The organism is Micromonospora sp. DT62, assembly GCF_049847285.1.
Classification (GTDB): domain Bacteria; phylum Actinomycetota; class Actinomycetes; order Mycobacteriales; family Micromonosporaceae; genus Micromonospora; species Micromonospora reichwaldensis.
Genome location: NZ_JBNCOB010000007.1, coordinates 256,686 through 280,870, shown reverse-complemented (window position 1 = coordinate 280,870; position 24,185 = coordinate 256,686). Strand labels below are relative to the sequence as shown.

The 24,185-nt window shown below is 74.1% G+C and carries 23 protein-coding genes and 2 pseudogenes; 9 read left to right on the top strand and 16 right to left on the bottom strand.

Going from position 1 to position 24,185, the window contains the following annotated elements; translation table 11 throughout:
• Window positions 1-102: 102 nt before the first annotated feature.
• Window positions 103-1,581, bottom strand: coding sequence for a glutamate--cysteine ligase (locus tag ACPXCB_RS13900; RefSeq protein ID WP_425875410.1), 1,479 nt, complete (start codon window positions 1,579-1,581; stop codon window positions 103-105).
• A 308-nt stretch (window positions 1,582-1,889) separates the two neighbouring features.
• Complete coding sequence (locus ACPXCB_RS13895) at window positions 1,890-2,471, bottom strand: YceI family protein (protein WP_425875408.1); 582 nt, start codon at window positions 2,469-2,471, stop codon at window positions 1,890-1,892.
• A 103-nt stretch (window positions 2,472-2,574) separates the two neighbouring features.
• On the opposite strand from ACPXCB_RS13895, the gene ACPXCB_RS13890 reads away from it, so the two are divergent.
• The gene (locus ACPXCB_RS13890; RefSeq protein ID WP_425875406.1) at window positions 2,575-3,084 is read left to right on the top strand and encodes a MarR family winged helix-turn-helix transcriptional regulator; all 510 of its coding nucleotides are present in this window, start codon (window positions 2,575-2,577) and stop codon (window positions 3,082-3,084) included.
• 189 nt (window positions 3,085-3,273) lie between these two features.
• Here ACPXCB_RS13890 and ACPXCB_RS13885 read toward each other — a convergent pair.
• The 4 genes and pseudogenes from ACPXCB_RS13885 to ACPXCB_RS13870 all read right to left on the bottom strand — a co-directional run.
• A pseudogene (locus ACPXCB_RS13885) lies at window positions 3,274-3,612 on the bottom strand (hypothetical protein); the annotation flags it as partial.
• 72 nt (window positions 3,613-3,684) lie between these two features.
• Window positions 3,685-5,958 (bottom strand): annotated as a pseudogene (locus ACPXCB_RS13880) (ATP-binding protein); the annotation flags it as partial.
• Window positions 5,959-6,130: 172 nt separating this feature from the next.
• Window positions 6,131-7,285 (bottom strand): acyl-CoA dehydrogenase family protein, encoded by a 1,155-nt coding sequence (locus ACPXCB_RS13875; protein WP_425875404.1) that lies wholly within the window; start codon window positions 7,283-7,285, stop codon window positions 6,131-6,133.
• 106 nt (window positions 7,286-7,391) lie between these two features.
• On the bottom strand, window positions 7,392-8,924 hold the full coding sequence (locus ACPXCB_RS13870; protein WP_425875402.1) for an acyl-CoA carboxylase subunit beta: 1,533 nt from the start codon (window positions 8,922-8,924) through the stop codon (window positions 7,392-7,394).
• A 206-nt stretch (window positions 8,925-9,130) separates the two neighbouring features.
• On the opposite strand from ACPXCB_RS13870, the gene ACPXCB_RS13865 reads away from it, so the two are divergent.
• The gene (locus ACPXCB_RS13865) at window positions 9,131-9,691 is read left to right on the top strand and encodes a snapalysin family zinc-dependent metalloprotease (RefSeq protein WP_425875400.1); all 561 of its coding nucleotides are present in this window, start codon (window positions 9,131-9,133) and stop codon (window positions 9,689-9,691) included.
• A gap of 53 nt (window positions 9,692-9,744) precedes the next feature.
• On the opposite strand, the gene ACPXCB_RS13860 is transcribed toward ACPXCB_RS13865, so the two are convergent.
• From ACPXCB_RS13860 to ACPXCB_RS13850, 3 genes are all read right to left on the bottom strand, one after another.
• On the bottom strand, window positions 9,745-10,665 hold the full coding sequence (locus tag ACPXCB_RS13860; protein WP_425875399.1) for a hydroxymethylglutaryl-CoA lyase: 921 nt from the start codon (window positions 10,663-10,665) through the stop codon (window positions 9,745-9,747).
• A gap of 156 nt (window positions 10,666-10,821) precedes the next feature.
• Window positions 10,822-12,189: an acetyl-CoA carboxylase biotin carboxylase subunit gene (locus ACPXCB_RS13855; protein ID WP_425875397.1), complete on the bottom strand. Its 1,368-nt coding sequence runs from the start codon at window positions 12,187-12,189 to the stop codon at window positions 10,822-10,824.
• A gap of 78 nt (window positions 12,190-12,267) precedes the next feature.
• Window positions 12,268-12,891 carry a TetR/AcrR family transcriptional regulator gene (locus ACPXCB_RS13850; RefSeq protein ID WP_327030060.1) on the bottom strand — a complete coding sequence of 208 codons (624 nt, stop codon included), beginning with the start codon at window positions 12,889-12,891 and terminating at the stop codon, window positions 12,268-12,270.
• A 132-nt stretch (window positions 12,892-13,023) separates the two neighbouring features.
• On the opposite strand from ACPXCB_RS13850, the gene ACPXCB_RS13845 reads away from it, so the two are divergent.
• Window positions 13,024-14,286, top strand: a complete 1,263-nt coding sequence (locus ACPXCB_RS13845) for an MFS transporter (protein WP_425875395.1) — start codon at window positions 13,024-13,026, stop codon at window positions 14,284-14,286.
• Here the strand turns inward: ACPXCB_RS13845 and ACPXCB_RS13840 are convergent.
• Together ACPXCB_RS13840 and ACPXCB_RS13835 are read right to left on the bottom strand one after the other, a co-directional pair.
• Window positions 14,180-14,746, bottom strand: a complete 567-nt coding sequence (locus ACPXCB_RS13840; protein WP_425875393.1) for a VanZ family protein — start codon at window positions 14,744-14,746, stop codon at window positions 14,180-14,182. The two genes, ACPXCB_RS13845 and ACPXCB_RS13840, sit on opposite strands and share 107 nt — an antisense overlap.
• Window positions 14,747-14,755: 9 nt before the next feature.
• On the bottom strand, window positions 14,756-15,961 hold the full coding sequence (locus ACPXCB_RS13835; protein ID WP_425875391.1) for an FAD-dependent oxidoreductase: 1,206 nt from the start codon (window positions 15,959-15,961) through the stop codon (window positions 14,756-14,758).
• Between the two features lie 104 nt (window positions 15,962-16,065).
• Between ACPXCB_RS13835 and ACPXCB_RS13830 the strand changes: the two genes are divergently transcribed.
• From ACPXCB_RS13830 to ACPXCB_RS13820, 3 genes are all read left to right on the top strand, one after another.
• Complete coding sequence (locus ACPXCB_RS13830) at window positions 16,066-16,644, top strand: TetR family transcriptional regulator (protein WP_425875389.1); 579 nt, start codon at window positions 16,066-16,068, stop codon at window positions 16,642-16,644.
• A gap of 155 nt (window positions 16,645-16,799) precedes the next feature.
• Entirely contained in the window at window positions 16,800-17,345 is a 546-nt protein-coding gene (locus tag ACPXCB_RS13825) for a SigE family RNA polymerase sigma factor (RefSeq protein ID WP_425875387.1), read from the top strand.
• Entirely contained in the window at window positions 17,342-18,523 is a 1,182-nt protein-coding gene (locus ACPXCB_RS13820; RefSeq protein WP_425875385.1) for a hypothetical protein, read from the top strand. Before ACPXCB_RS13825 ends, ACPXCB_RS13820 begins: the two co-directional genes overlap by 4 nt.
• 69 nt (window positions 18,524-18,592) lie before the next feature.
• On the opposite strand, the gene ACPXCB_RS13815 is transcribed toward ACPXCB_RS13820, so the two are convergent.
• From ACPXCB_RS13815 to ACPXCB_RS13805, 3 genes are all read right to left on the bottom strand, one after another.
• The gene (locus tag ACPXCB_RS13815) at window positions 18,593-19,495 is read right to left on the bottom strand and encodes a sulfurtransferase (RefSeq protein ID WP_425875383.1); all 903 of its coding nucleotides are present in this window, start codon (window positions 19,493-19,495) and stop codon (window positions 18,593-18,595) included.
• A gap of 64 nt (window positions 19,496-19,559) precedes the next feature.
• Window positions 19,560-20,006, bottom strand: a complete 447-nt coding sequence (locus ACPXCB_RS13810; RefSeq protein WP_425875381.1) for an imidazolonepropionase-like domain-containing protein — start codon at window positions 20,004-20,006, stop codon at window positions 19,560-19,562.
• Window positions 20,007-20,009: 3 nt separating this feature from the next.
• The gene (locus tag ACPXCB_RS13805; RefSeq protein WP_425875379.1) at window positions 20,010-20,777 is read right to left on the bottom strand and encodes an SGNH/GDSL hydrolase family protein; all 768 of its coding nucleotides are present in this window, start codon (window positions 20,775-20,777) and stop codon (window positions 20,010-20,012) included.
• 424 nt (window positions 20,778-21,201) lie between these two features.
• On the opposite strand from ACPXCB_RS13805, the gene ACPXCB_RS13800 reads away from it, so the two are divergent.
• Together ACPXCB_RS13800 and ACPXCB_RS13795 are read left to right on the top strand one after the other, a co-directional pair.
• Entirely contained in the window at window positions 21,202-21,573 is a 372-nt protein-coding gene (locus ACPXCB_RS13800) for a hypothetical protein (RefSeq protein ID WP_132235405.1), read from the top strand.
• Window positions 21,570-22,073, top strand: coding sequence for a roadblock/LC7 domain-containing protein (locus ACPXCB_RS13795; RefSeq protein WP_425875377.1), 504 nt, complete (start codon window positions 21,570-21,572; stop codon window positions 22,071-22,073). The genes ACPXCB_RS13800 and ACPXCB_RS13795 overlap by 4 nt, the downstream gene beginning before the upstream one ends.
• A gap of 117 nt (window positions 22,074-22,190) precedes the next feature.
• On the opposite strand, the gene ACPXCB_RS13790 is transcribed toward ACPXCB_RS13795, so the two are convergent.
• Entirely contained in the window at window positions 22,191-23,405 is a 1,215-nt protein-coding gene (locus ACPXCB_RS13790; RefSeq protein ID WP_425875376.1) for an MFS transporter, read from the bottom strand.
• Window positions 23,402-23,599: a hypothetical protein gene (locus ACPXCB_RS13785; protein ID WP_425875374.1), complete on the bottom strand. Its 198-nt coding sequence runs from the start codon at window positions 23,597-23,599 to the stop codon at window positions 23,402-23,404. The genes ACPXCB_RS13790 and ACPXCB_RS13785 overlap by 4 nt, the downstream gene beginning before the upstream one ends.
• Before the next feature lie 54 nt (window positions 23,600-23,653).
• Between ACPXCB_RS13785 and soxR the strand changes: the two genes are divergently transcribed.
• Complete coding sequence (gene soxR, locus ACPXCB_RS13780; RefSeq protein ID WP_421456472.1) at window positions 23,654-24,142, top strand: redox-sensitive transcriptional activator SoxR; 489 nt, start codon at window positions 23,654-23,656, stop codon at window positions 24,140-24,142.
• Window positions 24,143-24,185 lie beyond the last annotated feature (43 nt).

Below are 24,185 nucleotides of genomic sequence, written 5' to 3'. Positions count from 1 at the left end.
GGCCGGCGTTGGCCACTCCACCCCGGCCCACTGAAGAGCCTCACCGCCGCACTCCCACCCGGCCCACTGAGGGGCGTCACCGCCGCGGGGCGCCCGGCCGGGTCAGTCGACGGGCCAGGTGTGCACGGGCTCGTTGCTGCGTTGCAGCTCGGCGTAGCGCTGCACCATGTGGTGCAGGGCGGTGCCCCGGTCCATGCCGCGGTGCCGCTCGGCCGCCCAGACCGCCTCGGTCTGCCAGACCGCGCCGTTGCGGCCCGTACGGCAGCGCTGCTCGATGATGCCGAGCAGCCGGTCGCGTTCGGCCGGGGACACCCCGAACCGGTCGAGCCCGGTGGCCGCCTTGGGCAGCAGGACGTCCAGGACCAGCTTGGTCACCGGCACCTCGCCGAGGCGGGGCCAGTGCAGGACGGCGTCCATGCCGCGCCGGGCGGCGGCGTGGAAGTTCTCCTCGGCGGAGCTGAAGGTGAGCTGGCTCCAGATGGGCCGGTCGGACTCCGCCAGCCCGCGCGCCAGCCCGAAGTAGAAGGCGGCGTTGGCCAGCATGTCGACCACGGTCGGGCCGGCCGGCAGCACCCGGTTCTCCACCCGCAGGTGCGGGCGGCCGTTCATGATGTCGTAGACCGGCCGGTTCCACCGGTAGACGGTGCCGTTGTGCAGGCGCAGCTCGCCCAGCTCCGGTACGCCGCCGCCGTGCAGGACCTCGACCGGGTCCTCGTCCTCGCAGATCGGCAGCAGCGGCGGGAAGTAGCGGACGTTCTCCTCGAAGAGGTCGAAGATCGAGGTGATCCAGCGTTCGCCGAACCAGACGCGGGGTCGTACGCCCTGCGCCTTCAGCTCGTCCGGCCGGGTGTCGGTGGCCTGCTCGAACAGGGCGATGCGGGTCTCCGCCCAGAGCTGGCGCCCGTAGAGGAAGGGCGAGTTGGCCCCGACGGCCACCTGCACCCCGGCGATGGCCTGGGAGGCGTTCCAGTAGTCGGCGAAGCTGTCCGGGGCGACCTGGAGGTGGAACTGGAGGCTGGTGCAGGCGGCCTCGGGGGCGATCGAGTCGGTGTGGGTCTGGAGGCGTTCGACGCCTCGGATGTCGAGCTCGATGTCCTCGCCCCGGGCGCCGACGATCTGGTCGTTGAGCACCCGGTACCGCTCGTTGGTGGAGAGGTTGTCCTCGACGAGGTGACGCTCGGTGAGGGTGGGCAGGATGCCGACCAGGACGATCTTCGCGTCCGACTTGGCGGCCCGCTCGTCGGCGCGGGAGAGGCTGCCGCGCAGGTCCTGCTCGTAGTCGGCGAAGCCGTCGCCCTCGATCAGCCGGGGCGGCGCGTTCAGCTCCAGGTTGAACTGGCCCAGCTCGGTCTGGAAGAGCGGATCGGCGATGTCGGCGAGGATCTGCTCGTTGCGCATCGCCGGCTCGGCCGCCGAGTCGACCAGGTTCAGCTCGATCTCCAGCCCGGTCATCGGCCGGTCGGCGTCGAAGCCGAAGTCGTCCAGCATCAGGGCGAAGACGTCCAGGCACCGCCGGACCTTCTGCCGGTAGCGGACCCGGTCCTCTCGGGAGAAGGCGCCCTGCTCGACGTCCCTGCCCATGTTTCCTCCCGGCGCGAGGCGCAGTCGGACCGTGCCGGCCCGGTAAGCGCGTGGTGAACCCCTCCACGTTAGGAGTGTCGGCATCGCCGGGACCAGAGGAGGTCGCGGCGGTCCCACGGCCGGGACGACCGTACTCCGGTCGGCGGACGCGCTCCCGGCGGCATCTCTACCCAGCCGGCGCTGCCCCGGCACCCGATCGAACCGCGAATGAGTCGTGACAAATCGCACCCGGTCGGCGGCTGCCACCCTGCGTACACGCGTCGGGCCCGCGCCGTGACGCGGCGCGGGCCCAGAAGCGGTACGGCGGATCAGGCCTGGCGGACGGCCTCGCCCTCGATCTCGATCTTGATCTTCTTGCCAACCAGCACGCCCCCGGTCTCCAGGGCGACGTTCCAGGTCAGGCCGAAGTCCTCGCGGTCGATCTCGGTGGAGGCGGAGAAGCCGAAGATGTCCTGCCCGAACGGGCTGCGACCGACGCCCTCGAACTCGACCTCCAGGTCGACCGGGCGGGTGACGCCCTTGATGGTCAGCTCGCCGGCGAGGACGAACTCGTTGCCGTCGCGGGACTTCACGGCCGTGCTGCGGAACTCCAGGGTCGGGAAGGCCTCGGCGTCGAGGAACTCGGGGCTGCGCAGGTGCGCGTCCCGGTCGGTCTGGTTGGTGTTGATGGTGGCCGCCTGGATGGTGGCGCTGACCGAGGACTGCATCGGGTCCTCGGCGACGGTGATGGTGGCGCTGGCGTCGGCGAACTCACCGCGTACCTTGCTGACCATCATGTGCCGGGCGACGAAGCCCACGCGCTTGTGCGCGGCGTCCAGCAGGTAGGTGCCGGCGGTCGGGATCGTGAGGCCGTCCCAGTCGCGGGTAACCGGTGCGGTGCTGCTGGTCATGAAGCTGCCTTCCGTGGGGAAAGTTGTTTAGTAGCCCAACGACTGTCGTAGCAACTATAGGCACAGCAATATTCCTCGTGTCAAGTACTGCTACGATGGGCGCGTGGACCAGAACGTGTTCAACGACCCCCGGATCACCGCCGTTGGCCTGCTCGTCGAGGCGCACGCCGGGCTCTCGGCCCGGTTCGCCGCCCAGTACGAGGAGCACGGCCTCTCACCGGTCGAGTTCGAGGTGCTGACCAGACTCACCCGCTCACCCGGCAACCAGTTGCGGATGACCGACCTCGCCGCCCAGACCTCGCTCTCGACGAGCGGCGTCACCCGCGTGGTGGACCGGATGGAACGCGACGGGCTGCTCACCCGCCGCGCCTGCCCCTCCGACCGGCGCAGCTCGTTCGCCGTGGTCACCGCCACCGGCCTGCAACGCCTCGACGAGACCCTGCCCGGGCACCTACGGATCATCGAGCAGTGGTTCACCGGCCAGCTCGACCCGGCGGCCCTGGACGCCCTGCTCGACGGGCTGCGCCGGGTCCGGGACGCGGTGCACCCCGGCGCCACCGCCGGAAGCACCGGGTCCGCTGCCGACTGCGACGAGACGGGCACGTCCTCCTGACCCGTTTCCGGGACCCGCTCGACACCGGCAGAAAGAGCGGCAGAACTGCCGCGCCCACGGGACGATAGACGTTCAAACCGGACGGGACCGCGTGCGGGCGGTGGCTAGTCTTCGGGCAGTGGGGACGCACCGGGGGGTGATGGCGCGGGCGACGAGCGAGGGGTAGCAAGAGGGGCTTCGTCGCCCGCGTCACCCCCGGTCGCTCTGCGCAACGCCCTCCACGTGACGACCGACGCCGTCGCCGACGGGCCACCCGCTCCGGCCCGCCGTCCACGGGCGTAGTTGCTCCTCCTCGTGCGGCAGCAGCCGGACACCGCTCTGCCAGCAGGCCCGGTCGAGACGGTCCAGCACGCCGGGGTCGCCCGAGCTGGCGGCCAGCCCCACCAGCGCCTCCACCACGTCACGCCGGTCCTGGCCGTCGACGCCCGCTTCCGCCGCCGCGGCGAACCACTCCGCTGCCAGCTCACGGTCGCCCCGGCGCAGGGCCAGGTTCCCCTCGATCAGCGCGCAGATCCCGTCCTCCGGGCGCGCCCCGGGCGTCGGCGCACCCGGCAGGCGCCCGGACGGCCAGACCTCCTCGGGGCGGGGCACCGGGGGCGGGCGCAGCTCGGCCAGCACCTCGGCCGCCTCGGCGGACCGGCCGTCGCGGGCCAGCGCCAGTCCCACCGTGCCGAGCACCCGGCGACGGTGGCCCGGGTCGCCGAGGTCCGCCAGCGCCGCCACCACCCGCCGGCCCTGGTCGACGGCGTCGGCGTAGCGGCCCTCCAGGCGGGACACCTCGGCGAGGTTGGCCCGCGCGAGCACCCGCAGCCGCTGCTCCCCGCCCTGCGCGGCGAGCCGGTCGACCGCGGCCAGCCGGCGCCGGGCGGCCGCCAGGTCACCGACCCGGATGTCGTGCCAGGCGAGGTTGTTCTGCGCCACCGTCACGTCGCGGGCCCGCCCGTGCCGGACGGCCAGCGAGAGCACCGCCTCGGCCTGCGTACGTGCCTCGTCGTGCTCGCCGAGGGCGATCAGCAGCGCGCAGAGCACCGAGCGCGCCTCCAACTCCCCGGTGACGTCGCCCGCGTCCCGGAACGCGGCCAGCGCCCGCCGCGCGGCCGGCAGCTCCTCGGCCCCGGCGCCGTGCTCGGCGGCGAGCCGGGCCACCCCGAGGAACGCCCACGCCCGCAGCACCGGGTCGACATCGGCGGTACGCGGATCCGCCAGCAGGCGCCGGAGCCACTGCCGTCCGGGGACGTCACGCCCCCGGAACCGCCACCACCGTGACAGCGCCGCCGCCAACCGCAGCGCGGTCAAGGGGTCGTCGACGGCGGCGTGCGCCAGAGCGGAGCTGATGTCGCCGGACACCTCGTCCAGGCAGTGCACCGCCGCCGGCAGGTTGGCCCCGACCAGCTCCGGTGCGGTCCGCGCCACCAGCCGGGCGACGACCTGCGCGTGCCGGCGCCGGATCGCGGTCAGCTCGCCGGCGCCGGTCGCCTGCTCCGCGGCGAAGTCCCGTACGGCGTCGAGCAGGCGGAACCGGAACGGCCCGGCGCCCCGGACGCTCAGCAGACCGAGTTCGACGAGCCGGTCGAGCAGCGGCACCGGGTCCACGACCACCGTTCCGTCCCGGTCGGCGGGGTCGGCGAGCATCTCCTCGGCCAGCTCGACCGACCAGCGGTTGCCGAACGCGGCGAGCCGGCGCAACGCGGCCCGCTCGTCGGGGGCGAGGAGGCGGTAGCTGACGGCCACCGCGTCCCGCAGGGTCTCCGCCACCGCCGCCCGCGGGCGCTCCGGACGGCCCAACTCCGTGCTGTCCCAGCCCGGCCGCCCGGCCGCCCCCGACGACGTGGTCAGGTCGAGGACGCGGTCGCCGTACCGGTCGAGCAGCTCGTTGAGGTCGAGGATCCGGCCCCGGGCCGCCATCAGCTCGATGGCGAGCGGGAGCCCGCCCAGGCGGCGTACCAGGGCGGCGAGGGCGGGCAGCTCGGCGGGACCGGGCGGCTCCCGGCGGACCTGGGCGAGGCGGGCGGTGAAGAGAGCCACGGCGGGATAGCCGGCCAGCGCCGCCGGGCCCTCCCGCTCGCTGCCCGGCGGCGGTACGTCGAGCGGGGCGACCGGCCACACCCGCTCCCCGGGCAGGCCGACCGGGTGCCGGCCGGTGACCAGCACCCGCAGCGACGGCACCGCCCCGGCGAGCCGGTGCACCGTCTCGGCGACCGCGTCGGGGGCCCGCTCGGCCGCGTCCACGAGCAGCAGCGCCGGCCGGCCGGCGAGGCGGGCGGTCAGCTCGGGCAGCCGGGCGACGCCGAAGACGGCGACCGAGGCGGAGAGCACGTCGGCCGCGTCCGAGCCCTCGCCGATGAGCACTCCGGCCGCCCCGCCGGGATGGTCGTCGGCGACCGCGTGGACCACCGAGAGGGCCAGCGCGGTCTTGCCCACGCCGGCCAGCCCGACCAGGCTGGCCAGCCGGGGCCCGCGCCCGTCGGTGAACAACCCGACCAGCTCGGTCAGGTCACGGTCCCGGCCGACCAGCGCGACCGGGGGCGGGAGCGCGGCCGGCGTACCGGCGTGGTGGTCGAGGTCGACGCGGGCCGGCGGGGCGCCGCCGGGGGTGGCCGGCGCGGCGGCCGGGATCGGCCCCCGGGCGGCGGCCAGGAAGGTCGACCGGACGGCTCCGGCCAGCTCCAGCGCGCCGGCGAGCAGCTCGACCGTGGTGCGCTGCGGCCGGGACGAGCGGCCCCGCTCCAGGTCGCGGACGGTCCGAATGCCCACACCGGCCCGGCCCGCCAGCTCGGCCTGGGTCAGGCCGGCGGCGAGCCGGTGCCCGCGCAACAGCTCCGGCAGCCCGGTACGACCGTCCGGATGCGGCGAACGATCATGAACCGGCGTCATGGGCAGGAAGGGTACGGAGGGGGTACGACCGACGGCAGCCGAGCGTCGCCCTGCCGATGCCCCGGTGCGGATATCCGACAGCGGAACGGACCGACGGCGACGCGGGCCGGTCACGCCGGGCGGGCCCGGTGGCGCGGAGGCGGCTGCCTCGACGCCACCGGACCCGTCGCCGTCACATGCCCAGATCGCGGGCGATGATCATGCGCTGCACCTCGGAGGTGCCCTCGCCGATCTCCAGGATCTTGGAGTCGCGCCAGAACCGGGCCACCGGGTACTCGTTCATGAAGCCGTAGCCACCGTGGATCTGGGTGGCCTCGCGGGCGTTGTCCACCGCGATGGTGCTGGCGTGCAGCTTGGCGATGGCGGCCTGCCGCTTGAACGGCTCGCCGGCGAGCATCCGCGCGGCGGCGTCGTAGTAGGCCAGCCGGGCGGTGTGCGCCTTCATCTCCATGTCGGCGATCTTGAACTGGATCGCCTGGTAGTTGCCGATCGGCTGGCCGAACGCCTGGCGTTCCTTCGCGTACCTGATGGACTCGTCGACGCAGCCCTGGGCGAGGCCGACGGCCAGGGCGGCGATGGCGATCCGCCCCTCGTCGAGGATGCGCAGGAACTGGGCGAAGCCCCGGCCGCGCTCGCCGAGCAGGTTCGCCGCCGGCACCCGGCAGTCGTCGAAGGTCAGCTCGTGCGTGTCCGAGGCGTTCCAGCCGACCTTCGAGTAGCCCGGCGCGACGGTGAAGCCCGGCGTACCCGAGGGGACGATGATGGTGGACAGCTCCTTGGCGCCGTCCGGGCGGGTGCCGGTGACCGCGGTGACGGTGACCAGCGCCGTGATGTCGGTGCCCGAGTTGGTGATGAACGCCTTGGAGCCGTTGATCACCCACTCGTCCGTGGACTCGTCGAGCACCGCGCGGGTCTGGGTGCCGCCGGCGTCCGAGCCGGTGCCCGGCTCGGTCAGCCCGAAGCCGGCCAGCGCCTCGCCGCTGAGCAGCTTCGGCAGCCACGTCGCCTTCTGCTCGTCGGTGCCGAAGCGGTAGATCGGCATCGCGCCCAGCGAGACCGCCGCTTCCAGGGTGATGGCGACGCTCGAGTCGACCCGGGCCAGCTCCTCCAGCACGAGGCAGAGCGCGAAGTAGTCGCCGCCCATGCCGCCGTGTTCCTCGGCGAAGGGCAGGCCGAACAGGCCCATCTTGCCCATCTGCCGGATCACCTCGTACGGGAAGGTGTGCTTCTCGTAGTGCTCCGCGATGACCGGGGCGACCACCTCGCGCGCGAATTCCCGCACGCTCTCCCGCAGCGCCTCTTGCTCCTCGGTGAGCCGGAAGTCCATGGAATCCTCCTGTGTGGATGGGCCGCCGGGCGCTCGTGACGCCGGAAACGGACGGGTCGCTGGTGCGGTGCGGGCCCGCGCCGGCCGGGTGGGGCCGGCGGCGGGATCAGACCGGGGTGACGCCGTGCCGGCGCCGGGAGAAGTGCCGCTCCTTCGTGCGGGCGGCGGCGAACCGGCGGACCAGCTCGGCGCGCAGCTCGTGCGGCTCGACGATCGCGTCGATGACCAGCTCGCTGGCGAGCCGGACCACGTCGATGTCGCGCTCGTACTCCTCGCGCTTCGCGGCGACGAACGCGGCCCGCTCGGTCTCGTCCTCGATCGCGGCGATCTTGTTCGCGTAGACCGCGTTGACGGCCGCCTCCGCGCCCATCACGGCGATCTTGGCGGTGGGCAGCGCGATCGTGGCGTCCGGCTCGAAGCCGGGACCGGCCATCGCGTAGAGGCCGGCGCCGTACGCCTTGCGGACCACCACGCAGATCTTGGGTACGGTCGCCTCCGAGATCGCGGTGATCATCTTGGCGCCGTGCCGGATGATGCCCTGCTTCTCCACCGCGCTGCCGACCATGAACCCGGGCACGTCGGAGAGGAAGAGCAGCGGCACGTTGAACGCGTCGCAGAGCTGCACGAAGCGGGTCGCCTTGTCGGCCGAGTCGACGAAGAGCACGCCGCCCTTGAACATCGAGTTGTTGCCGACCACGCCGACGACCTCGCCGTTGAGCCGGCCGAAGCCGATGGTCAGCTCCTTGGCCCAGAGCGCCTGGATCTCGAAGAAGGAGCCGTCGTCGAGCAGGCCCTTCACGTACCGCCGCATGTCGAACGCCTGCCGCTCGCTCGCCGGCACCAGCGCGGCCAGGTCGGCCTTCTCCGGCGCCTCGACGGCGGGCGCGGCCGGCGGCTGCTGCGTCCAGTTCGCCGGCAGGTACGACAGGTAGCGCCGCACCACGTCGAGGGCGTCGGCCTCGGTCTTGCAGAGGAAGTGCCCGACGCCCGACTCGGCGCAGTGCACCTTGGCGCCGCCCATGGCCTCCAGCGTGGTCTTCTCGCCGGTGACCATCTCGACCATCCGGTCGGAACCGAGGTACATGCTGGCGTTGCCGTCGACCATGGCGACCACGTCGCAGAACGCCGGGATGTACGCCCCGCCGGCGGCGCTCGGCCCGAACAGCGCGCAGACCTGCGGGATGGCGCCGGAGGCGCGGACCTGGTTCCAGAAGATCTTGCCGGCGCCGCGGCGGCCGGGGAAGAGGTCGACCTGGTCGGTGATCCGGGCGCCGGCCGAGTCGACCAGGTAGACCATCGGCACGCTGGTCGAGTAGGCCCGCTCGATGATCCGGATGATCTTCTCGACGGTGCGGGCGCCCCAGCTGCCGGCCTTCACCGTGGAGTCGTTCGCCATCAGGCAGACCGGGCGGCCGTCGATGGTGGCGGTGCCGGTCACCACGCCGTCGGCCGGGAGGCCCTCGGCCATCGCGTTGGCGTAGAGGCCGTCCTCGACGAAGGAGCCCTCGTCCACCAGGAGCGCGACCCGCTCCCGGGCGAAGAGCTTGCCCTTGGCGGCGTTCGCCGCGTGGTACTTGTCCGCACCGCCGGCCCGGGCCCGCTTGCGCAGCTGCTCCAGTGCCTCACCGTCGAGCGTCACGCCGACTCCCTCGCCACCTGAGCCGGCCACCTCGCGGGCGGACCGACTGACCTGAACGATCGTTAGGCTAGCGCATCCCCCCACCCCCCGGCGACCCACGGCCGACGGAGGAGACGCCACCGGCCGCGCCCGGTCGATAGGCATTGAAAATCATGAATTTATAGGGCTACGCTCCTGACACCCCTCCACCCGGATTGGAGTCAACGATGACCTCACGGCTCAACCGGCTCGCGGTCGCGTTCGTCGCGACGGCACTGGCCACCCTCGGCGTCACGGTCGCCAACCCGTCACCCGCCTCCGCCGCCATGACCATCTGCTACAACACCAGCCAGGCGGGGAGCTTCGCCGGCACCGCCAACCAGGCCGCCTCGATCTGGAACAACGCCACGTCGAACCTGACGCTCACGGCGAACTGCGGCTCCAACCTGCGGATCTACCAGATCACCGGCGGCGGCTCGTACGCCGTCCGGACCAGCCTCGGCAACGGGCGGGTCTACATCGACACCCAGCAGGCCCAGCAGTACAGCCCGCTGCGGATCATGACCCACGAGATCGGGCACATCCTCGGCCTGCCCGACAACTACAACGGCAACTGCGCGCTGCTGATGTCCGGCGGCAGCGCCGGCACCAGCTGCACCAACCCGTACCCGAGCACCACCGAGGCGAACCGGGTCACCAACCTCTTCGCCGGCACCCGCAGCACGGACCGCGCCGGGTCCGAGATCTTCCGCGACAGCTGGCCGAGCATGCTCACCACGGTGGGCTGACCGACCGGGCATGACGGAGGGGCCGGCGTCGTGCCGGCCCCTCCCGCGTGTGGTCAGCCCGGCAGCGGCGTCAGCCGGGTACGCGGGCCCGCGCGGAGCACCCCCGACGGGAGCCGCTTGCCGACCAGTTCCTCGGCCAGCTCGGCCACCTCGACCAGGGCGTCCAGGTCGATGCCGGTGTCGACGCCCATGTCGTGCAGCATGTGCACCGCCTCCTCGGTGGCCAGGTTGCCGCTGGCCCCCGGCGCGTACGGGCAGCCGCCGAGGCCGCCGACGCTGGCGTCGAACTCGGTCACGCCCAGCTCCAGCGCGGTGAGCATGTTGGCCAGCGCGGTGCCCCGGGTGTTGTGGAAGTGCAGCAGCACGGGGACGTGCGCGTTGCGGTCGCGTACCGCCGTCAGCAGTTCGCGGACCCGTCGGGGCGTACCCATGCCGGTGGTGTCGCCGAAGGCCACCCGGTCGGCGCCGTCGCGGACCACCCGGTCCACGATGGCGGCCACCCGGGCCGGGTCGGTGTCCCCCTCGTACGGGCAGCCGAAGCTGGTCGCCACGATCACCTCGGCCCGCGCGCCAGCGCCGTGCAGCAGGTCGATCAGCTCGGCGATGTCGTCCAGCGACTCGTCGGTGGAGCGGTTGACGTTGCGCCGGTTGTGCGTGTCGCTGGCCGAGACCACCACCTCGATCTCGGTGAAGCCGGCGGCCAGGGCCCGCTGCGCGCCCCGGGTGTTCGGCACCAGCGCCGAGTAGCGCACGCCGTCGGCCTTCGCGGCCCGCTGCCACACCTCGTCGGCGTCGGCCATCTGCGGGATCGCCTTCGGGTGCACGAACGAGACGGCCTCGATCCGTTGCACGCCGGTGCCGGAGAGGGCGTCGAGCAGCCGCACCTTGGCCTCGGTCGGGATCGGGTCCTCGTTCTGGAGCCCGTCGCGCGGCCCGACCTCCCGGATCGACACGGAGTTCGGCATTTCCGCCATAAGGGGTCACCTCACTGTGACGCAGAGCTGTTCTGTCCCCTCCAGCCTCCCACCCCCTCCACCGCCCCATCCCGGTTGATCATGAAGTTATCGCCACGACACGCCGCAACCGAGGGCAACAACTTCATGATCAACGGGGCGGGAGACCAGCGAGGGTTAGCGCATTCGGGTGACTATGGCCGTGTCGTAGTCGCCGGAGAGGAATTCCTCGTTCTCCAGGAGTTCAGCGAAGAAGGGGAGGTTGTTCTTCGGGCCGGCCAGCTCGAAGGCGGCCACCGCCGTCTTCGCGCGCTCGATCGCCTCGGCGCGGGTGGCGCCGTTGACGATGAGCTTGGCCATCAGGCTGTCGTAGAACGGGGTGACGGTGTTGCCCTCGACGTAGCCCGAGTCCACCCGGACGCCCTCGCCGGTCGGCTCCACCCAGGTCCTGATCACGCCGGGGCCGGGCAGGAAGCGCTTCGGGTCCTCGGCGTTGATCCGCAGCTCGATGGCGTGCCCGCGCGGGGCGAGCGCGTCCGGGTCGAAGGTGGGCGCCAGGCCGGCGGCCACCCGCAACTGCTCCTCGACCAGGTCGACGCCATAGACCAGTTCGGTGACCGGGTGCTCGACCTGGAGCCGCGTGTTCATCTCCAGGAAGAAGAATTCTTCGGAGGCGGAGCCCGCACCCTTGGCGTCCCGCTGACGCGGGACCAGCAGGCACTCCACGGTGCCCGCGTTGCGGTAGCCCACCGCCTCGCCAGCGCGCACGGCGGCGGCCAGGATGCGCTCGCGCAGCTCCGGGGAGACCGCCGGCGACGGCGACTCCTCGACCAGCTTCTGGTTGCGCCGCTGCACCGAGCACTCCCGCTCGCCGAGGGCGACCACCCGGCCGTCGGCCAGGCCGAGGATCTGCACCTCGACGTGGCGCACCCGGGGGAAGTACCGCTCGATCAGCACCGAGCCGTCGCCGAACATCCGCTCGGCGAAGGAGCGCACCTTGTCGTACTCGGTGCGCAGCGCGGCCTCGTCGGTCGCCACGCCCATGCCCATGCCGCCGCCACCGGCCGCGGCCTTGACCATCACCGGGTAGCCGATCTCCGCCGCCGCGACGACCGCCGCGTCGAGGTCGGCCGCCGGGTCGGTGGTGCCGGGCGCGACCGGCACCCCGGCCGCCGCCATCAGGTTCCGGGCGTTGATCTTGTCGCCCATCGCGGTGATCGCGTCCGCGCCGGGCCCGACCCAGATCAGCCCGCTCGCCTCGACGGTACGGGCGAAGTCGGCGTTCTCCGACAGGAAGCCGTAGCCGGGGTGGATGGCCTGCGCGCCGGTCGACTTGGCGGCGGCGAGGATGGCCTCGACGTTGCGGTAGCTCTGGGCCGGGTTGGCCGGGCCCACGCACACCGCCTCGTCGGCCTCCGTCACGAACGGCAGGCCGGCGTCGGCCTCCGAGTGCACCGCGATCGCGCGGATGCCGAGCCGCCTGGCGGTCCGGATGATCCGGCGGGCGATCTCGCCCCGGTTGGCGACCAGCAGCGACTCGATCATGTTTCCCTCCAGCGTCCGGGGGTGGGGACGGGTGCTAGGGAACCACGGCCGGAAGGTTACTGACGAGTTGCCCCCGGTTCAGGAACCGGGGTGGGCCAGGAGGGCGGCCAGGGTGGCGGCGCGGAGCAGCTCGGCCCGGCGGCGCCGGTCCACCTCGCCGCCCAGGAACGGCGTCGAGTTCATCAGGCCGAACGCGGCGTGGGCCAGCACCCGCGCCTCGCCGTCGGGCATGCCCGGGTGCAGCGTGGTCAGCACCGTCACCCACTGTTCGACGTAGAGCCGCTGGAGCCGGCGGATCCGGCGGCGCGGCTCGTCGGGGAGGCGGTCCAGCTCGTGCAGGTGCAGGGCGATCACCGCCGGGTTGGCCAGCGCGAAGTCGACGTGGAAGTCGATCAGCGACTCCAGCGCGCCGCGCGGGTCGTCGGGGTGGCCGGCGGACCGCTGCTGGCCGCCGGCCAGCAGTTCCTCGCTGACCGGGATCAGCGCGGCGACCAGCATGGCCTCCTTGCCCGCGAAGTGGTGGTAGAGCGCCGGGCCGGTGACCCCGGCGGCCGCGCCGATGTCGTCCATCGAGACGCCGTGGTAGCCCCGGGACGCGAAGAGGCCGACCGCGATCTCCAGGATCTCGTCCTTGCGGGACCGGCGCCGGGCCGACCCCGCGGCACCGTTCGCCCTGCCCCGTGCCTGCTGCTCGACCGTCACCGGGCAAGCGTAGACCTCGACCGGCCCGGCGTGGAGCCTCCGCTACCCGTCGGTTGGCTCACGTCCGCGCCGGTGACCGGCGCGTCAGGGCCCCTTGACCCTCGACCCGGTCGAGCCCGGAGGGTCGCCGGCATGACCGCACCCCCGCTCGGCCGCGACTATCGGCTACTCTGGTCCGCCGCCGTGTCCTCGCGTCTCGGCGACGCCCTGCGTACGCCGGCACTGGCGCTGCTGGCCGCGACGCTGACCCGCGATCCCCGGGTGATCGCGGCGGTGACCGTGGCCGGGCAGCTCCCGCCGCTGCTGTTCGGCCTGCTCGGCGGCGTGTACGCGGACCGCTGGGACCGCCGCCGGACGATGGCGGTGGTGGACGGCCTGCGGGCCGCCGTGATCGGCGCCCTCGCCCTCGCGGTCGCCCTCGACCGGGCCGGCGTCGCCGCGCTGGTGACCGTGGCCTTCCTGCTCGCCGCGCTCGGCACCCTCTTCGACGCCGCCTCGTTCGCGATGCTCCCGTCCGTGGTGCCGCCGGCCGCGCTGCCCCGGGCCAACGGCCGCCTCCAGGCCGGCTCGGCGGTGGCGGGCGGCTTCCTCGGTGCCCCGGCCGCCGGCGTGCTCTTCGCCCTGGCCGCCCCGCTGCCGTTCGCCGTGGACGCCCTCACCTTCCTCTGCGCCGCCCTGCTGACCCTCGCCCTCCGTCCCGTCCCATCCCGCCCCGGCGCGAGCCCCGGGCGGCGGTCGGTGTGGCGGGAGGGCATCGAGGGGGTGCGGTGGGTGCGCGGGGACGCGATGTTGTGGCGGCTGACCGTGGCGACCGCCGGGAGCAACCTGGCGATCAGCGGGCTGATGGCGGTGCTGGTGCTCTACGCGCTCGACGTGCTGCGGGTGCCGCCGGCCGGGTACGGGCTGTTCGCCGCGGGGGCGGTCCTCGGCGGGCTCGTCGGCGGGCTCGGGGCCGGCCGGTTGGCCGCCCGGCTCGGCACGGTGCCCGCGCTGCGCCTCGTGCTCGCCGGTCAGGCCGTCGCGCTGACCGGGCTCGCGCTGGCCCGGCACCCGGTGCCCGGCGGGCTGGCGCTGGCCGTGTTCGCGGCCGGCACCACGGTGTGGAACGGCCTGTGGGCGTCGTACGGGCAGCGCCACGTGCCGCCCGCCCTGCTCGGCCGGGTGGGCGCCGCCCAACGGATGGTCGGCCTGCTCACCGCGCCGGTCGGGGCGGCCCTCGCGGGCGTGGCCGGCGCGGCGTACGGGGTGGGACCGGTGGCGGCGGCGGTGGCCGGGGTCTTCGTGCTGGTCACCCTCGCGGCGTGGCGGACGCTGCGACCGGCCGCGCCGGCACCGGCCGCCGGGCCCACCAACGCCGCGACAGCAGCCCGGCCAGGGCGGCGCCCGTCGCGTTGAGCAGCACGTCGTCGGCCGAGGAGACCCGGCCGAGGTCGAGCGCGTACTGGAGGGACTCGACCAGCACGGAACCGGCCGCCCCGAGCAGGAACAGCCGGCCGACGCCGGCCAGTGCGGCCAGGCGTACCGGGGCGAAGAAGCCCAGCGCGGCGAAGACCAGCAGGTTGCCGACGACCTGGACCACGGCGGTCGCCGGCGGCCCGGTCAGCAGGTCGGCCAGGTCGCGCAGCGGCACCAGGTCGACCTGCCGGGGCGCGGGCCGGGGAGTGAGGATCATCCACACCCACGGCAGGGTGCCGACCACCGCGCCCACCTCGGCGACGCTGCGCCGCCACGACTCCCCGACCGTCGCGGCGTCGCGGCGGTGGCGCGCCAGCACGGCGGTGAGGAGGGCCAGCAGGGGCAGCCCGGCGGCCACGGCGAGCAGCACGCCACCCCAGTCACGCCAGACCTGACCCACCGGGGCAGCCTAGCCGCGCGCCCCGTCGCGCCTGATCCACCGGGCGGCCTGGCCGCGCGTCCCGTCGCGGTGGTGCAGGCCGGAGAGGCGCATCGCGATCCGGTGCCGGGCCGGCGGCACGGCGCCGAGCAGGCGGAACAGCAGGTTCCGGGCCGGCCGGGCGGCCGGCGGCAGGGTGGCGAGCCGGGTCAGCCGGGCGGCGAGGGCCACCACCTCCCCGGCCATCGGGCGGCGCCGGGCCGCGTACGCGTCGAGCAGCGTGTCGGGCGCGCCGGCCAGCACGTCGGCGAGCGTGTCACCGAGGTCGACCGCGTCCACGATGCCGAGGTTCATCCCCTGCCCGCCGGCGGGGCTGTGCACGTGCCCGGCGTCGCCGGCGAGCAGCACCGGCCCGCTGCGGAAGGTGTCGGCGATCCGGTGGTGGATCCGGAACCGGGAGCCCCAGAGCACCTCCGTCACCCGGTCGGGGCGGCGGGCCGGGCCGCGCTCGTCAAGCAGCGCCTGGAGGTAGGCGCGGTCGGGGGTGGCGGGTGCCTCGCCCACCGAGGCGACCAGCCGGACCACCCCGTCGGGCAGCGGCGCCCAGACCAGCGGGCCGGTGCGGGCCAGGAAGAGGGACACCCGGTCGCGGGGCAGCGCGCTCTCCAGCCGGACGTCGGCGAGGACGAACGACTCCTCGCCGCCGGCCGGGCCGGAAAAGCCGATCCCGGCCCGCTCCCGCACCGTGCTGTGCATCCCGTCGGCGCCGACCAGGTAGTGGGCTCGGACCGTCGCGCCGCCCGCGAAGGTGACGACCACGCCGGCCGCGTCGGGGGCCAGCCCGGTCATCGCGTACGGGCGCAGCACCGGGACGCCGAGCGCGGCGAGTTGCCCGGCGAGCACCTCCTCCGTGACCGACTGGGACACCATCAGCGCGTAGGCGTGCCGGGAGGGCAGCGTGTCGAACGGCACGGTGAGCAGCGCCCGGTCGCGGTCGCGGACGGTGAAGCCCGGCGACCGCAGCCCGCGCGCCACCAGCGGGGCGCCGGCGCCGATCCGGTCCAGCGTCTCCAGGGTGTACGCGTGCACCACCGCCGCCCGGGAGGTCCGCGGCGGCCGGTCCAGCCGGTCGACCACGGTCACGCCGACCCCGCGCCTGGCGAGCGTCAGCGCGGCGGTCAGCCCGGTCGGGCCGGCGCCCACCACCAGGACGTCCGTGCTCGTGGGCAGCATCATCGACCTCCGTCCTTTCTTGCCAACAGCTGTTGGCAAACGCTTGTTGGCAACGTTAGGGCGGCCGACGGTGGAGTGTCAACAGGCGTTGGCATACGGTCGTGGGCATGACCGACGCCGCGCCGACCCGTACCCGCCGCTCCGACGCCACCCGGGCGGCGATCCTCCGCGCCGCCCGCGAACGCTTCGCCGCCGACGGCTACGACCGGGCGACCATCCGGGCCATCGCGGCGGACGCGCGGATCGACCCGTCGATGGTGATGCGCTACTACGGCAGCAAGGAGGGGCTCTTCGCGGCGGCGGCCGAGTTCGACCTGCGGCTGCCCGAGCTGGCCGACGCGCCACCCGAACGGCTCGGCGAGCTGCTGGTCCGGCACTTCGTCGACCGGTGGGAGACCGACGGGACGATGGCCGCGCTGCTGCGTACGGCCGCCACCAACCCGACGGCGGCCGAGCGGATGCGGGGCATCTTCGCCGACCAGCTCACCACGGCGGTGGCCCGGGTCGTGCCGGAACCGGCGCAGGCCCCCCGGCGGGCGGGGCTGGTCGCCAGCCAGATGCTCGGCCTGGCGCTGACCCGGTACGTGCTCCGGCTGCCCCCGGTGGTCGACGCCGACCCGGCCGAGCTGGTCGCCTGGGTCGCGCCGACCGTCCAGCGCTACCTGCGCGGCGCGCCCGACGCCTGACCGGGCACCGCCCATCCGGGGCGTGACCGCCGGTACCGCGTCGGTCGCGCCGACGCCGTCCGGCACTCCCGAGAATTGCCGCCCAACCTTTCCGGGCCCCGGTGCGTCTGTCTTGTGACGCGCGACGCGCGACGGCCGGCCGGAGGGGAGGGCGGATGGAACCGCCGACGACCGACGACGGGCGGGACGGCTACGTCACCTTCGTCGAGTGCCACCAGCACCGGCTGCTGCGCGCGGCCTACCTGGTCTGCGGCAACCGGCACCAGGCCGAGGACCTGCTCCAGGACGCCCTGCTCAAGCTCGCCCTGCGCTGGCCCTCGGTGCGGCACGGCGACCCGGCCGCGTACGTGCGGACCATCCTCTACCGCGACGCCGTCTCCTGGTGGCGGCGGCGCCGCCGGGAGTGGCTGAGCGAGTACCCGCCGGAGCGGGCCACGACCGAGGGCGACGGGGCGCTGCGGCTCGCGCTGCGCGACGCGCTCGGCCACCTGCCGCCCCGGCAGCGGGCCGTACTGGTGCTGCGCTACTTCGAGGATCTCACCGAGGCCGCCACCGCCGAGGCGCTCGGCGTCACCGTCGGCACCGTCAAGAGCCAGTGCCACATGGCGCTGCGCCGGCTCCGGGAGATCGCGCCGGAGCTGGGACGCGACGAGGGACGGCCCGGCGGCGGCCTGGTCACCGGAATGGAGGTGAACCCGTGAGGGAAGACGAACTGCACCGGCTGCTCACCGTCGCCGCCGAGGACGTTCGGCCGGCGCACCCCGCCGCGACCGGCTGGGAACGGGCCCGCCGGGTGCGTCGCGCCCGCCGCGCCGCCGGCGCCACGATGCTCGCGGTCGCCCTGCTCACCGGCGGTACGGCACTGGCCCTGCGCCCCGCCGCGCCGCCACCATCGGCCACCACCGCGACACCGGACCGGAGCCCGACCCCGCACCCCGTACCCGTGCAGACGCCCCCGGCCGACCTGGCCTATCCGGGGCACCCGCTGGGCCGCCTCGGCGACCCGGTCGGCGCGACGCTCTCCGACCGGCCCGTACGCCGGGCACTGGCGTTGCACCAGCCGGTCGACCCCGAGACCGGCGTCGCCGGCCGGATCCGGGTCCTCGGCGACGACGGCGTCGTACGCGACCTCGACGTGGTCACCCCCGCCCCGACCCGCGACGCCGGGGGCAACGAGGCGGTGCCACTGAAGAGCGGAAGCCTCTCCCCGGACGGGCGGACGGCCGCCTTCGCCCAGACCGACGAGGTGATCGTGGTCGACCTGACCACCGCCGCCGTACGCCGCCACCCACTCAAGGGCTATCTGGAGCAGGTTCTCTGGTCCGGCGACCGGCTGCTCGTCGGCGACGACGACACCGCGTACGAGCTGGACCCGCACACCGGCGCGGCCCGGAAGATCCCGGTGTCGCCCTGGAACGTGGCAGTGCCCGATCCGACCGGTCAGCCGGATCTCCTGCTGGAGTTGGGCGGCACACCACCGAACCTGACGGAGGTCCGCTGGGGCGACGGCGGGACGCACCGGAGCATCCGCCGGGTCGACTTCCGCGCGCTACCACCCGGTCACCGGGTCGACGAGTTCTACGGGCGGGGCTGGCAGCGCGGAAACCGGGTGGCTCGCGCCGGCTGGATCACCACGGACACGATGGGTGGGCTGGAGGGCGTCGCGCTGCTGAACGCCGACACCGGCATCGTGACCCACCTGCTCGACCTGGGCCGGGACCGCTGGAAGGGCTGCTGCGAGGTGCTCGGCTGGGACTCCGACGGCGCGGTGCTGCTGCGCCACAACCCGGGCGGGCTGCTGCGCTGGCGGCCGGAGACCCGCGAGATCACGGGCGTGACCCGGAACCTGTTCGGGGCGGTGTCGCTCTCCGCCGGCTGACCTGTCCCGTACCACGGCAGGGCCGATCCCCGTGCGACCGTGGCGGGCGCGCGGGGACCGGCCGGCGCGTCAGCTGGCCAGGCCGCCGGGCTGGTCGCCCTTCACGACGGGGGCCCGGACCAGGTTGCCCCACTCGGTCCACGAGCCGTCGTAGTTGCGCACCTGCGGGTAGCCCAGCAGGTGCCGCAGCACGAACCAGGTGTGGCTCGACCGCTCGCCGATGCGGCAGTACGCCACGATGTCGTCGTCCGGGCTAAGCCCAAGCTGGTCGGCGTAGATCGCGCGCAGCTCGTCGGCCGACCTGAACGTGCCGTCGTCGTTGGCGGCGGACTTCCACGGCTTGCTGACCGCGCCCGGAATGTGCCCGCCGCGCAGCGCGCCCTCCTGCGGATAGTCCGGCATGTGCAGCATCTCGCCGGTGTACTCGCCCGGCGACCGGACGTCGACCAGCGGACGGCCCGCCGCCACGTGCGCCATCACCTGCTCGCGGTACGCCCGCACCGGCGCGTCGTTGCGCTGCGGCACCGGATAGTCGGCGCGGGGCCGGGCTGGCTTGTCCCGGGTCGTCTCGCGGCCCTCGGCGACCCACTTCTGCCGGCCGCCGTCGAGCAGCCGTACGTCCGGGTGACCGAAGAGCGTGAACACCCAGAGGGCGTACGCGGCCCACCAGTTGAAGTTGTCGCCGTAGAAGACGACCGTGTCGCCCCGGCCGATGCCCTTGGCGGCGCACAGCTCGGCGAAGCTCTCGGCGTCCAGGTAGTCCCGGGTCACCTGGTCGTTCAGCTCGGTGTGCCAGTCCACCTTCACGGCGCCCGGGATGTGGCCGGTGTCGTAGAGCAGCACGTCCTCGTCGCACTCGACGACGACGAGGCCCTCGTCGCCCAGGTGCTCGGCCAACCATTCGGTGGTGACCAACCGCTGCGGGTCCGCGTACGACTGGAGTCGGGGATCGGGATCGCTCGGCACAGACATGATCCCCAAGGTACGCCGCATCCCGGGCCGGCGGCCGGCCATCGGAAATGGCGCCGCCGGACGGTCAGGCGCGGCGGTGGGCGATCCGGCCGGCGACCACGGTCACCAGACAGGCGCCGTCGGCGGCGAGGACCGCCAGGTCCGCGCGCCCGCCGGGAGCCAGCGTCGGCGGTGCGGCGGCGGGCAGCACCAGCAGGTCGCCGCGCTCCACGGCGGCCCGCAGCGCCGGATCGGTCAGGTGGCCGGCCAGCACGGCGGTCACCCCGAGGCGCAGCAGCGCGTGCACCCGCTCGCGGGGAGTGTCGGCGGCCGGCAGCGTCCCGTCGTGCACCAGTCCTGGCCCGAGCGTGCCGGGCCAGCGGCGGATCCGGGCTCCCGCGTACGACTCGGTCAGCTCGGCCAGCGGTCCGACCGCGACGATCCGGTCGGCCCGGACCGCGACGGCGGCCCCAGCGACGGGCGGGGCGTCGGGCGCGGTCCGCAGCAGCGGCGCGGTGTGCAGGGTGAGCACGACTCAGTCGACGATCGGGCCGAGCGACGGGCGCTTGGCGGTGACCGTGTCGCCGGAGGAGCGGCCAGTGAGCCGGCGCTTGATCCACGGCGCCAGGTGCCGCCCGGCCCAGCGCAGGTCGGCGGCGCGGGCGGCCAGCCAGGGGGTCGGCGCCGGGTGCGGCGGCACCATCAGCCACTCCTCGTCGCAGCCGACGCCCAGCGCGTTGAGCACCTGCGCGGCGACCCGCCGGTGCCCGGCCTCCGACAGGTGCAGCCGGTCGGTGCTCCAGAGCATCGGGTTGAGGTACGCGTCGTCGGCGTACAGGTCGACCAGGATGGCGCCGTGCCGCTCGGCGGTCTCGCCGACGGCCCGGTTGAGCAGTTGCACCCGGGGCGCGACGAGGCGCTGGCCGGGTAGCCGGGCCATCACGTCGGCGAACCGGAACAGGACCACGTCGGCGCCGCCGGAGCGCAGCCTGCGCACCACGTCGTCGAAGCGGGTGACCAGGGCGTCCGGGTCGAAGGTGCGGCGGAGCACGTCGTTGCCGCCGGCCGCGAAGCTGATCAGGTCGGGCCTCATGGCGAGCGCGGCGGGCACCTGCTCGGCCACCACGCCCGGGAAGAGCCGGCCCCGGATGGCCAGGTTCGCGTACCGGAAGTCGGGGCCGGCCCCGGCGGCCAGCCGGGTGGCCACCAGGTCCGCCCAGCCCCGGTAGCTGCCGTCCGGGTACGCGTCGTCCATGCCCTCGGTGAAGCTGTCCCCGACCGCCACGTAACTGCGCCAGCGCACCTGATCATCCCTCCGACGTGCGGCAGGGAAGGGCGCCTCGTCATCGCTTCCGGTGGGGCAAGGGTCCCTTCCCGACGCGGGACAGTCTTCACCAGGAGGGCCGGCGGCGGGGGAGCCGAGGAACAAACGTGGCGGAGGTCATCGTGGAGGGCGGAATCGTGGCAGGATGCGCCGGCCGTGCCCCGCCCGAGCTGAACACTTCGATGGCGCTGTCGGCCATCCGTCGGAGCGTCCTATTTGCGGGGACTGCCGGGCGACCGGCACGGTCCGGTCAGGTGGATGGCGGCGCCAGCAGGTGCGCTGTGGCCTCCGGTGTGCGAGCCTCGTCCAAGCCTTTTTTAACAAGGTCGTAACACTTGTCACCGCCGGGTCACCCTCTGCACCGCAGACGGCGACGCCGCCCGTACGTCCTGGGAGAAACACCGTGCCGAACCTCGACCTGGCACTGAAGACCGCGATGAGCATCGACGGCGCGATCGGCGCCGCACTCGTCGACTACAACAGTGGAATGACCCTCGGCGTGGCGGGCGGAACCGGGGAGATCGACCTGACCGTCGCCGCCGCCGGCAACACCGATGTCGTCCGCGCCAAGCTGCGCACCATCGAGATGCTCAACCTGAACGACGAGATCGAGGACATCCTCATCACGCTCGGCACCCAGTACCACCTGATCCGCCCGGTGACCAGCCGCACCGGCAAGGGGCTCTTCCTCTATCTGATGGTGAGCAAGAGCCGCGCCAACCTGGCGATGGCGCGTCACCAGCTCCGCAGCATCGAGGAGAGCCTGGAGCTGTGAGCGGGATCGACGACACCGAGACCCCACTTCCCCGCCGCACCGCGCGCACGGGCACCCTTCCCCCACCCCGGTCGTTGCCTCCGTCGCTGGCCGGGAACACGTCGCTGCCGTACCCGGCGATCGGGCACGAGCTCTCGGAGCTGCGCCTCCAGATCCCCGGGGTGCACGGCTGCGTCCTCGGCGGCGTGGACGGCCTGCTCATCACCCACAACCTGCAGACCGACGTCGACCCGAACGACCTGGCGGCGCTCGCCGCCACCACGTACGGGCTGGGCCGGCAGGTCGGGCTGCGGCTGGGGCAGGGCGACTTCCAGCAGTCCACCGTCCGCAACGCCAGCGGCTACCTGAGCGTCTACGCGGTCAGCTCGCAGGCGCTGCTCGCGGTGGTCGGCGAGGACAGCATCAACGTGGCCCGGCTGCACCTGCACGCCCCGCCGGTGGCCGAACGGCTCGCCGGCCTGCTGGATCAGGTCACGCCCGCCGGTCACGGCGCCCGCTGAGCCGGCTGGGCGGAACGCGGCGTTCCGCCCAGCCGCCGGGTCCCCGTGTCCGTCCCGCTGGAACAGTGTCCGTCCCGCTGAAACAGGCCGACGGGGGCGCGGGCCGCGTCGACCGGGTCAGGTCGCCGACGACCGCTGACCGCCGCGCAGGCGGACGGCGAGCAGCGCCAGGGTGACACCGGCCAGCGCCGCCCCGGCCAGGAACGTGCCGCGCGTCGAGGTGGCCGCCTGGACCGACCCGAGCAGCAGCGGCGAGACGAACAGGCCGGCGAAGGTGGCGCTGGCCAGCATCGCGGTGGCCTGGCCGCGCCGGGCGGGCGGGGAGTGCTCGGCCACCAGGACGGTCAGCGCCGGCACGACCAGCCCCATGCCGATCCCGAACACGGCCGGCGCGACCAGCATGAGCGCCGGCGAACCGGTCAGCCCGAGGGTGACCAGCGCGACCGTGAAGACGGCGAGGGTGATCGCGAGCAGCCGCACCTGGCCCAGGCGGGCCCGGGCCCGGGCGTAGCCCAGGCCGACGACGCTCATGGCCAGCGACGGGGCGCCCGTGAACAGGGCCACGACAGCCGTCTCGGTGATGCCGACCTCGGCCAGCCGCAGCGGCAGGAACACCAGCACCCCGTACAGCAGCAGGCTGGTCACCACCTGGAGGCCGTAGATCCCGACGAGCGCGGGATGCCCACGGAGCAGGTTCCACAGCGAGCCCAGCCGGCCCGGTGGCGCGCCGGCGTCGACGGCGACGCGACGCCGCGGGAGCACCCGGAGCGTGACCAGGCCGAGCGGCACCCCGACCAGGTAGACGCCGAAGGGGGCGTGCCAGGAGAGCCCGCCCAGCACTCCGCCCAGCAGTGGGAACAGCACCCCGCCGAGGCTGATCGCGGTGGACCGCCAGCCCATCGCCCGGTCGCGGGCCGCCCCCTCGTACAGGTCGAGCAGCCCGAGCGTGGTCCCCGCGAAGACCAGCGCTGCGCCGACGCCGAAGAGCAGGCGGGTGGCGATCAGCAGGGGGTAGCTGTCGGTGACCAGACCCGCGCCGCCGGCGAGGCCGTACAGGATCAGCCCGAGGGCCAGGGGCGTGCGCACCCCCCACCGGTCGATGGCGCGGCCGACCAGCGGGCCGGCGAGGGCGAGGGAGAGTCCGTGCGCCGTGAGGACGAGCCCGGCGGCGGTGCCGGTGAGCCGCAGTTCACCGCGGATCAGCTCGACCACCGGGGTCAGCACCGCGCCCGCGAGCACGGTCAGCAGGGAGCCGGCGAGCAGGACGGCCGTCGCCGCCCGGCGACCGGCGACGGGGGCGGTGGCGGCGGGAGCCGCGGCGATGCCGGTCACGGGCGGGCCGCCCGGTCCGCCCCTCGCCGGCCGGGGTCGGCGGCCGGCGGCGGGGTCGGGTTCGCCGCCACCGGCCGGGCCGGGGCCTCCGCCGCCGGGCGGCGGGCGACGTGGTGCACCCACTCGGCCACCGCCCTGCCCCGTCGTCCGGGACGCGTCGACCCGACGACGATTCCGATCCGTATCGGCTCCATGACGCGAGTCTTCAACCTCGACCATGGTCGAGGTCAAGCCGCTAGCATGCCGGCATGGCGAGCCTCCCGCCCCAACACACCGAACTGACCGTCGGCCAGGTCGCGGCCCGCACCGGCGTCGCCGTCACGGCCCTGCACTTCTACGAGGCCAAGGGGCTGATCCACAGTCGACGCACCAGTGGCGGACAGCGCCGCTACCCCCGCGACGTGATCCGGCGGGTGTCCTTCATCCGGGTCGCCCAACGGGTCGGCATCCCGCTCCGGCTCGTCGCCGAGGCGCTGGCCGGCCTGCCGGACGGGCGTACCCCGACCCGGGAGGACTGGGCCGCGCTCTCCACCACCTGGCAGGCCGAACTCGACCAGCGCATCGCCCAGCTCCAGCACCTGCGCGACGACCTGACCGACTGCATCGGTTGCGGCTGCCTCTCCATCGACCGCTGCCTCCTGCGCAACACCGACGACCACCTCGGCGAGACCGGTCAGGGCCCGCGTCGCCTGCTCGGCCCCGTCCCGGCGACGCCACCCGCCCCGGAACCCGGCTGACCGCCGTACCCAAAATGGATCGTCGTCCCGCCGCCGGCCCCCG

Bases quoted from the DNA above. Each gene is read 5' to 3' on its own strand.
- ACPXCB_RS13875 (WP_425875404.1), bottom strand. From the start codon at position 7,285: ATGGACTTCCGGCTCACCGAGGAGCAAGAGGCGCTGCGGGAGAGCGTG.
- ACPXCB_RS13855 (WP_425875397.1), bottom strand. From the start codon at position 12,189: ATGATCGAGTCGCTGCTGGTCGCCAACCGGGGCGAGATCGCCCGCCGG.
- ACPXCB_RS13895 (WP_425875408.1), bottom strand. From the start codon at position 2,471: ATGACCAGCAGCACCGCACCGGTTACCCGCGACTGGGACGGCCTCACG.
- ACPXCB_RS13835 (WP_425875391.1), bottom strand. From the start codon at position 15,961: ATGATGCTGCCCACGAGCACGGACGTCCTGGTGGTGGGCGCCGGCCCG.
- ACPXCB_RS13815 (WP_425875383.1), bottom strand. From the start codon at position 19,495: ATGTCTGTGCCGAGCGATCCCGATCCCCGACTCCAGTCGTACGCGGAC.
- ACPXCB_RS13845 (WP_425875395.1), top strand. From the start codon at position 13,024: ATGACCGCACCCCCGCTCGGCCGCGACTATCGGCTACTCTGGTCCGCC.
- ACPXCB_RS13785 (WP_425875374.1), bottom strand. From the start codon at position 23,599: ATGGAGCCGATACGGATCGGAATCGTCGTCGGGTCGACGCGTCCCGGA.
- ACPXCB_RS13860 (WP_425875399.1), bottom strand. From the start codon at position 10,665: ATGGCGGAAATGCCGAACTCCGTGTCGATCCGGGAGGTCGGGCCGCGC.
- soxR (WP_421456472.1), top strand. From the start codon at position 23,654: ATGGCGAGCCTCCCGCCCCAACACACCGAACTGACCGTCGGCCAGGTC.
- ACPXCB_RS13865 (WP_425875400.1), top strand. From the start codon at position 9,131: ATGACCTCACGGCTCAACCGGCTCGCGGTCGCGTTCGTCGCGACGGCA.
- ACPXCB_RS13830 (WP_425875389.1), top strand. From the start codon at position 16,066: ATGACCGACGCCGCGCCGACCCGTACCCGCCGCTCCGACGCCACCCGG.
- ACPXCB_RS13900 (WP_425875410.1), bottom strand. From the start codon at position 1,581: ATGGGCAGGGACGTCGAGCAGGGCGCCTTCTCCCGAGAGGACCGGGTC.
- ACPXCB_RS13825 (WP_425875387.1), top strand. From the start codon at position 16,800: ATGGAACCGCCGACGACCGACGACGGGCGGGACGGCTACGTCACCTTC.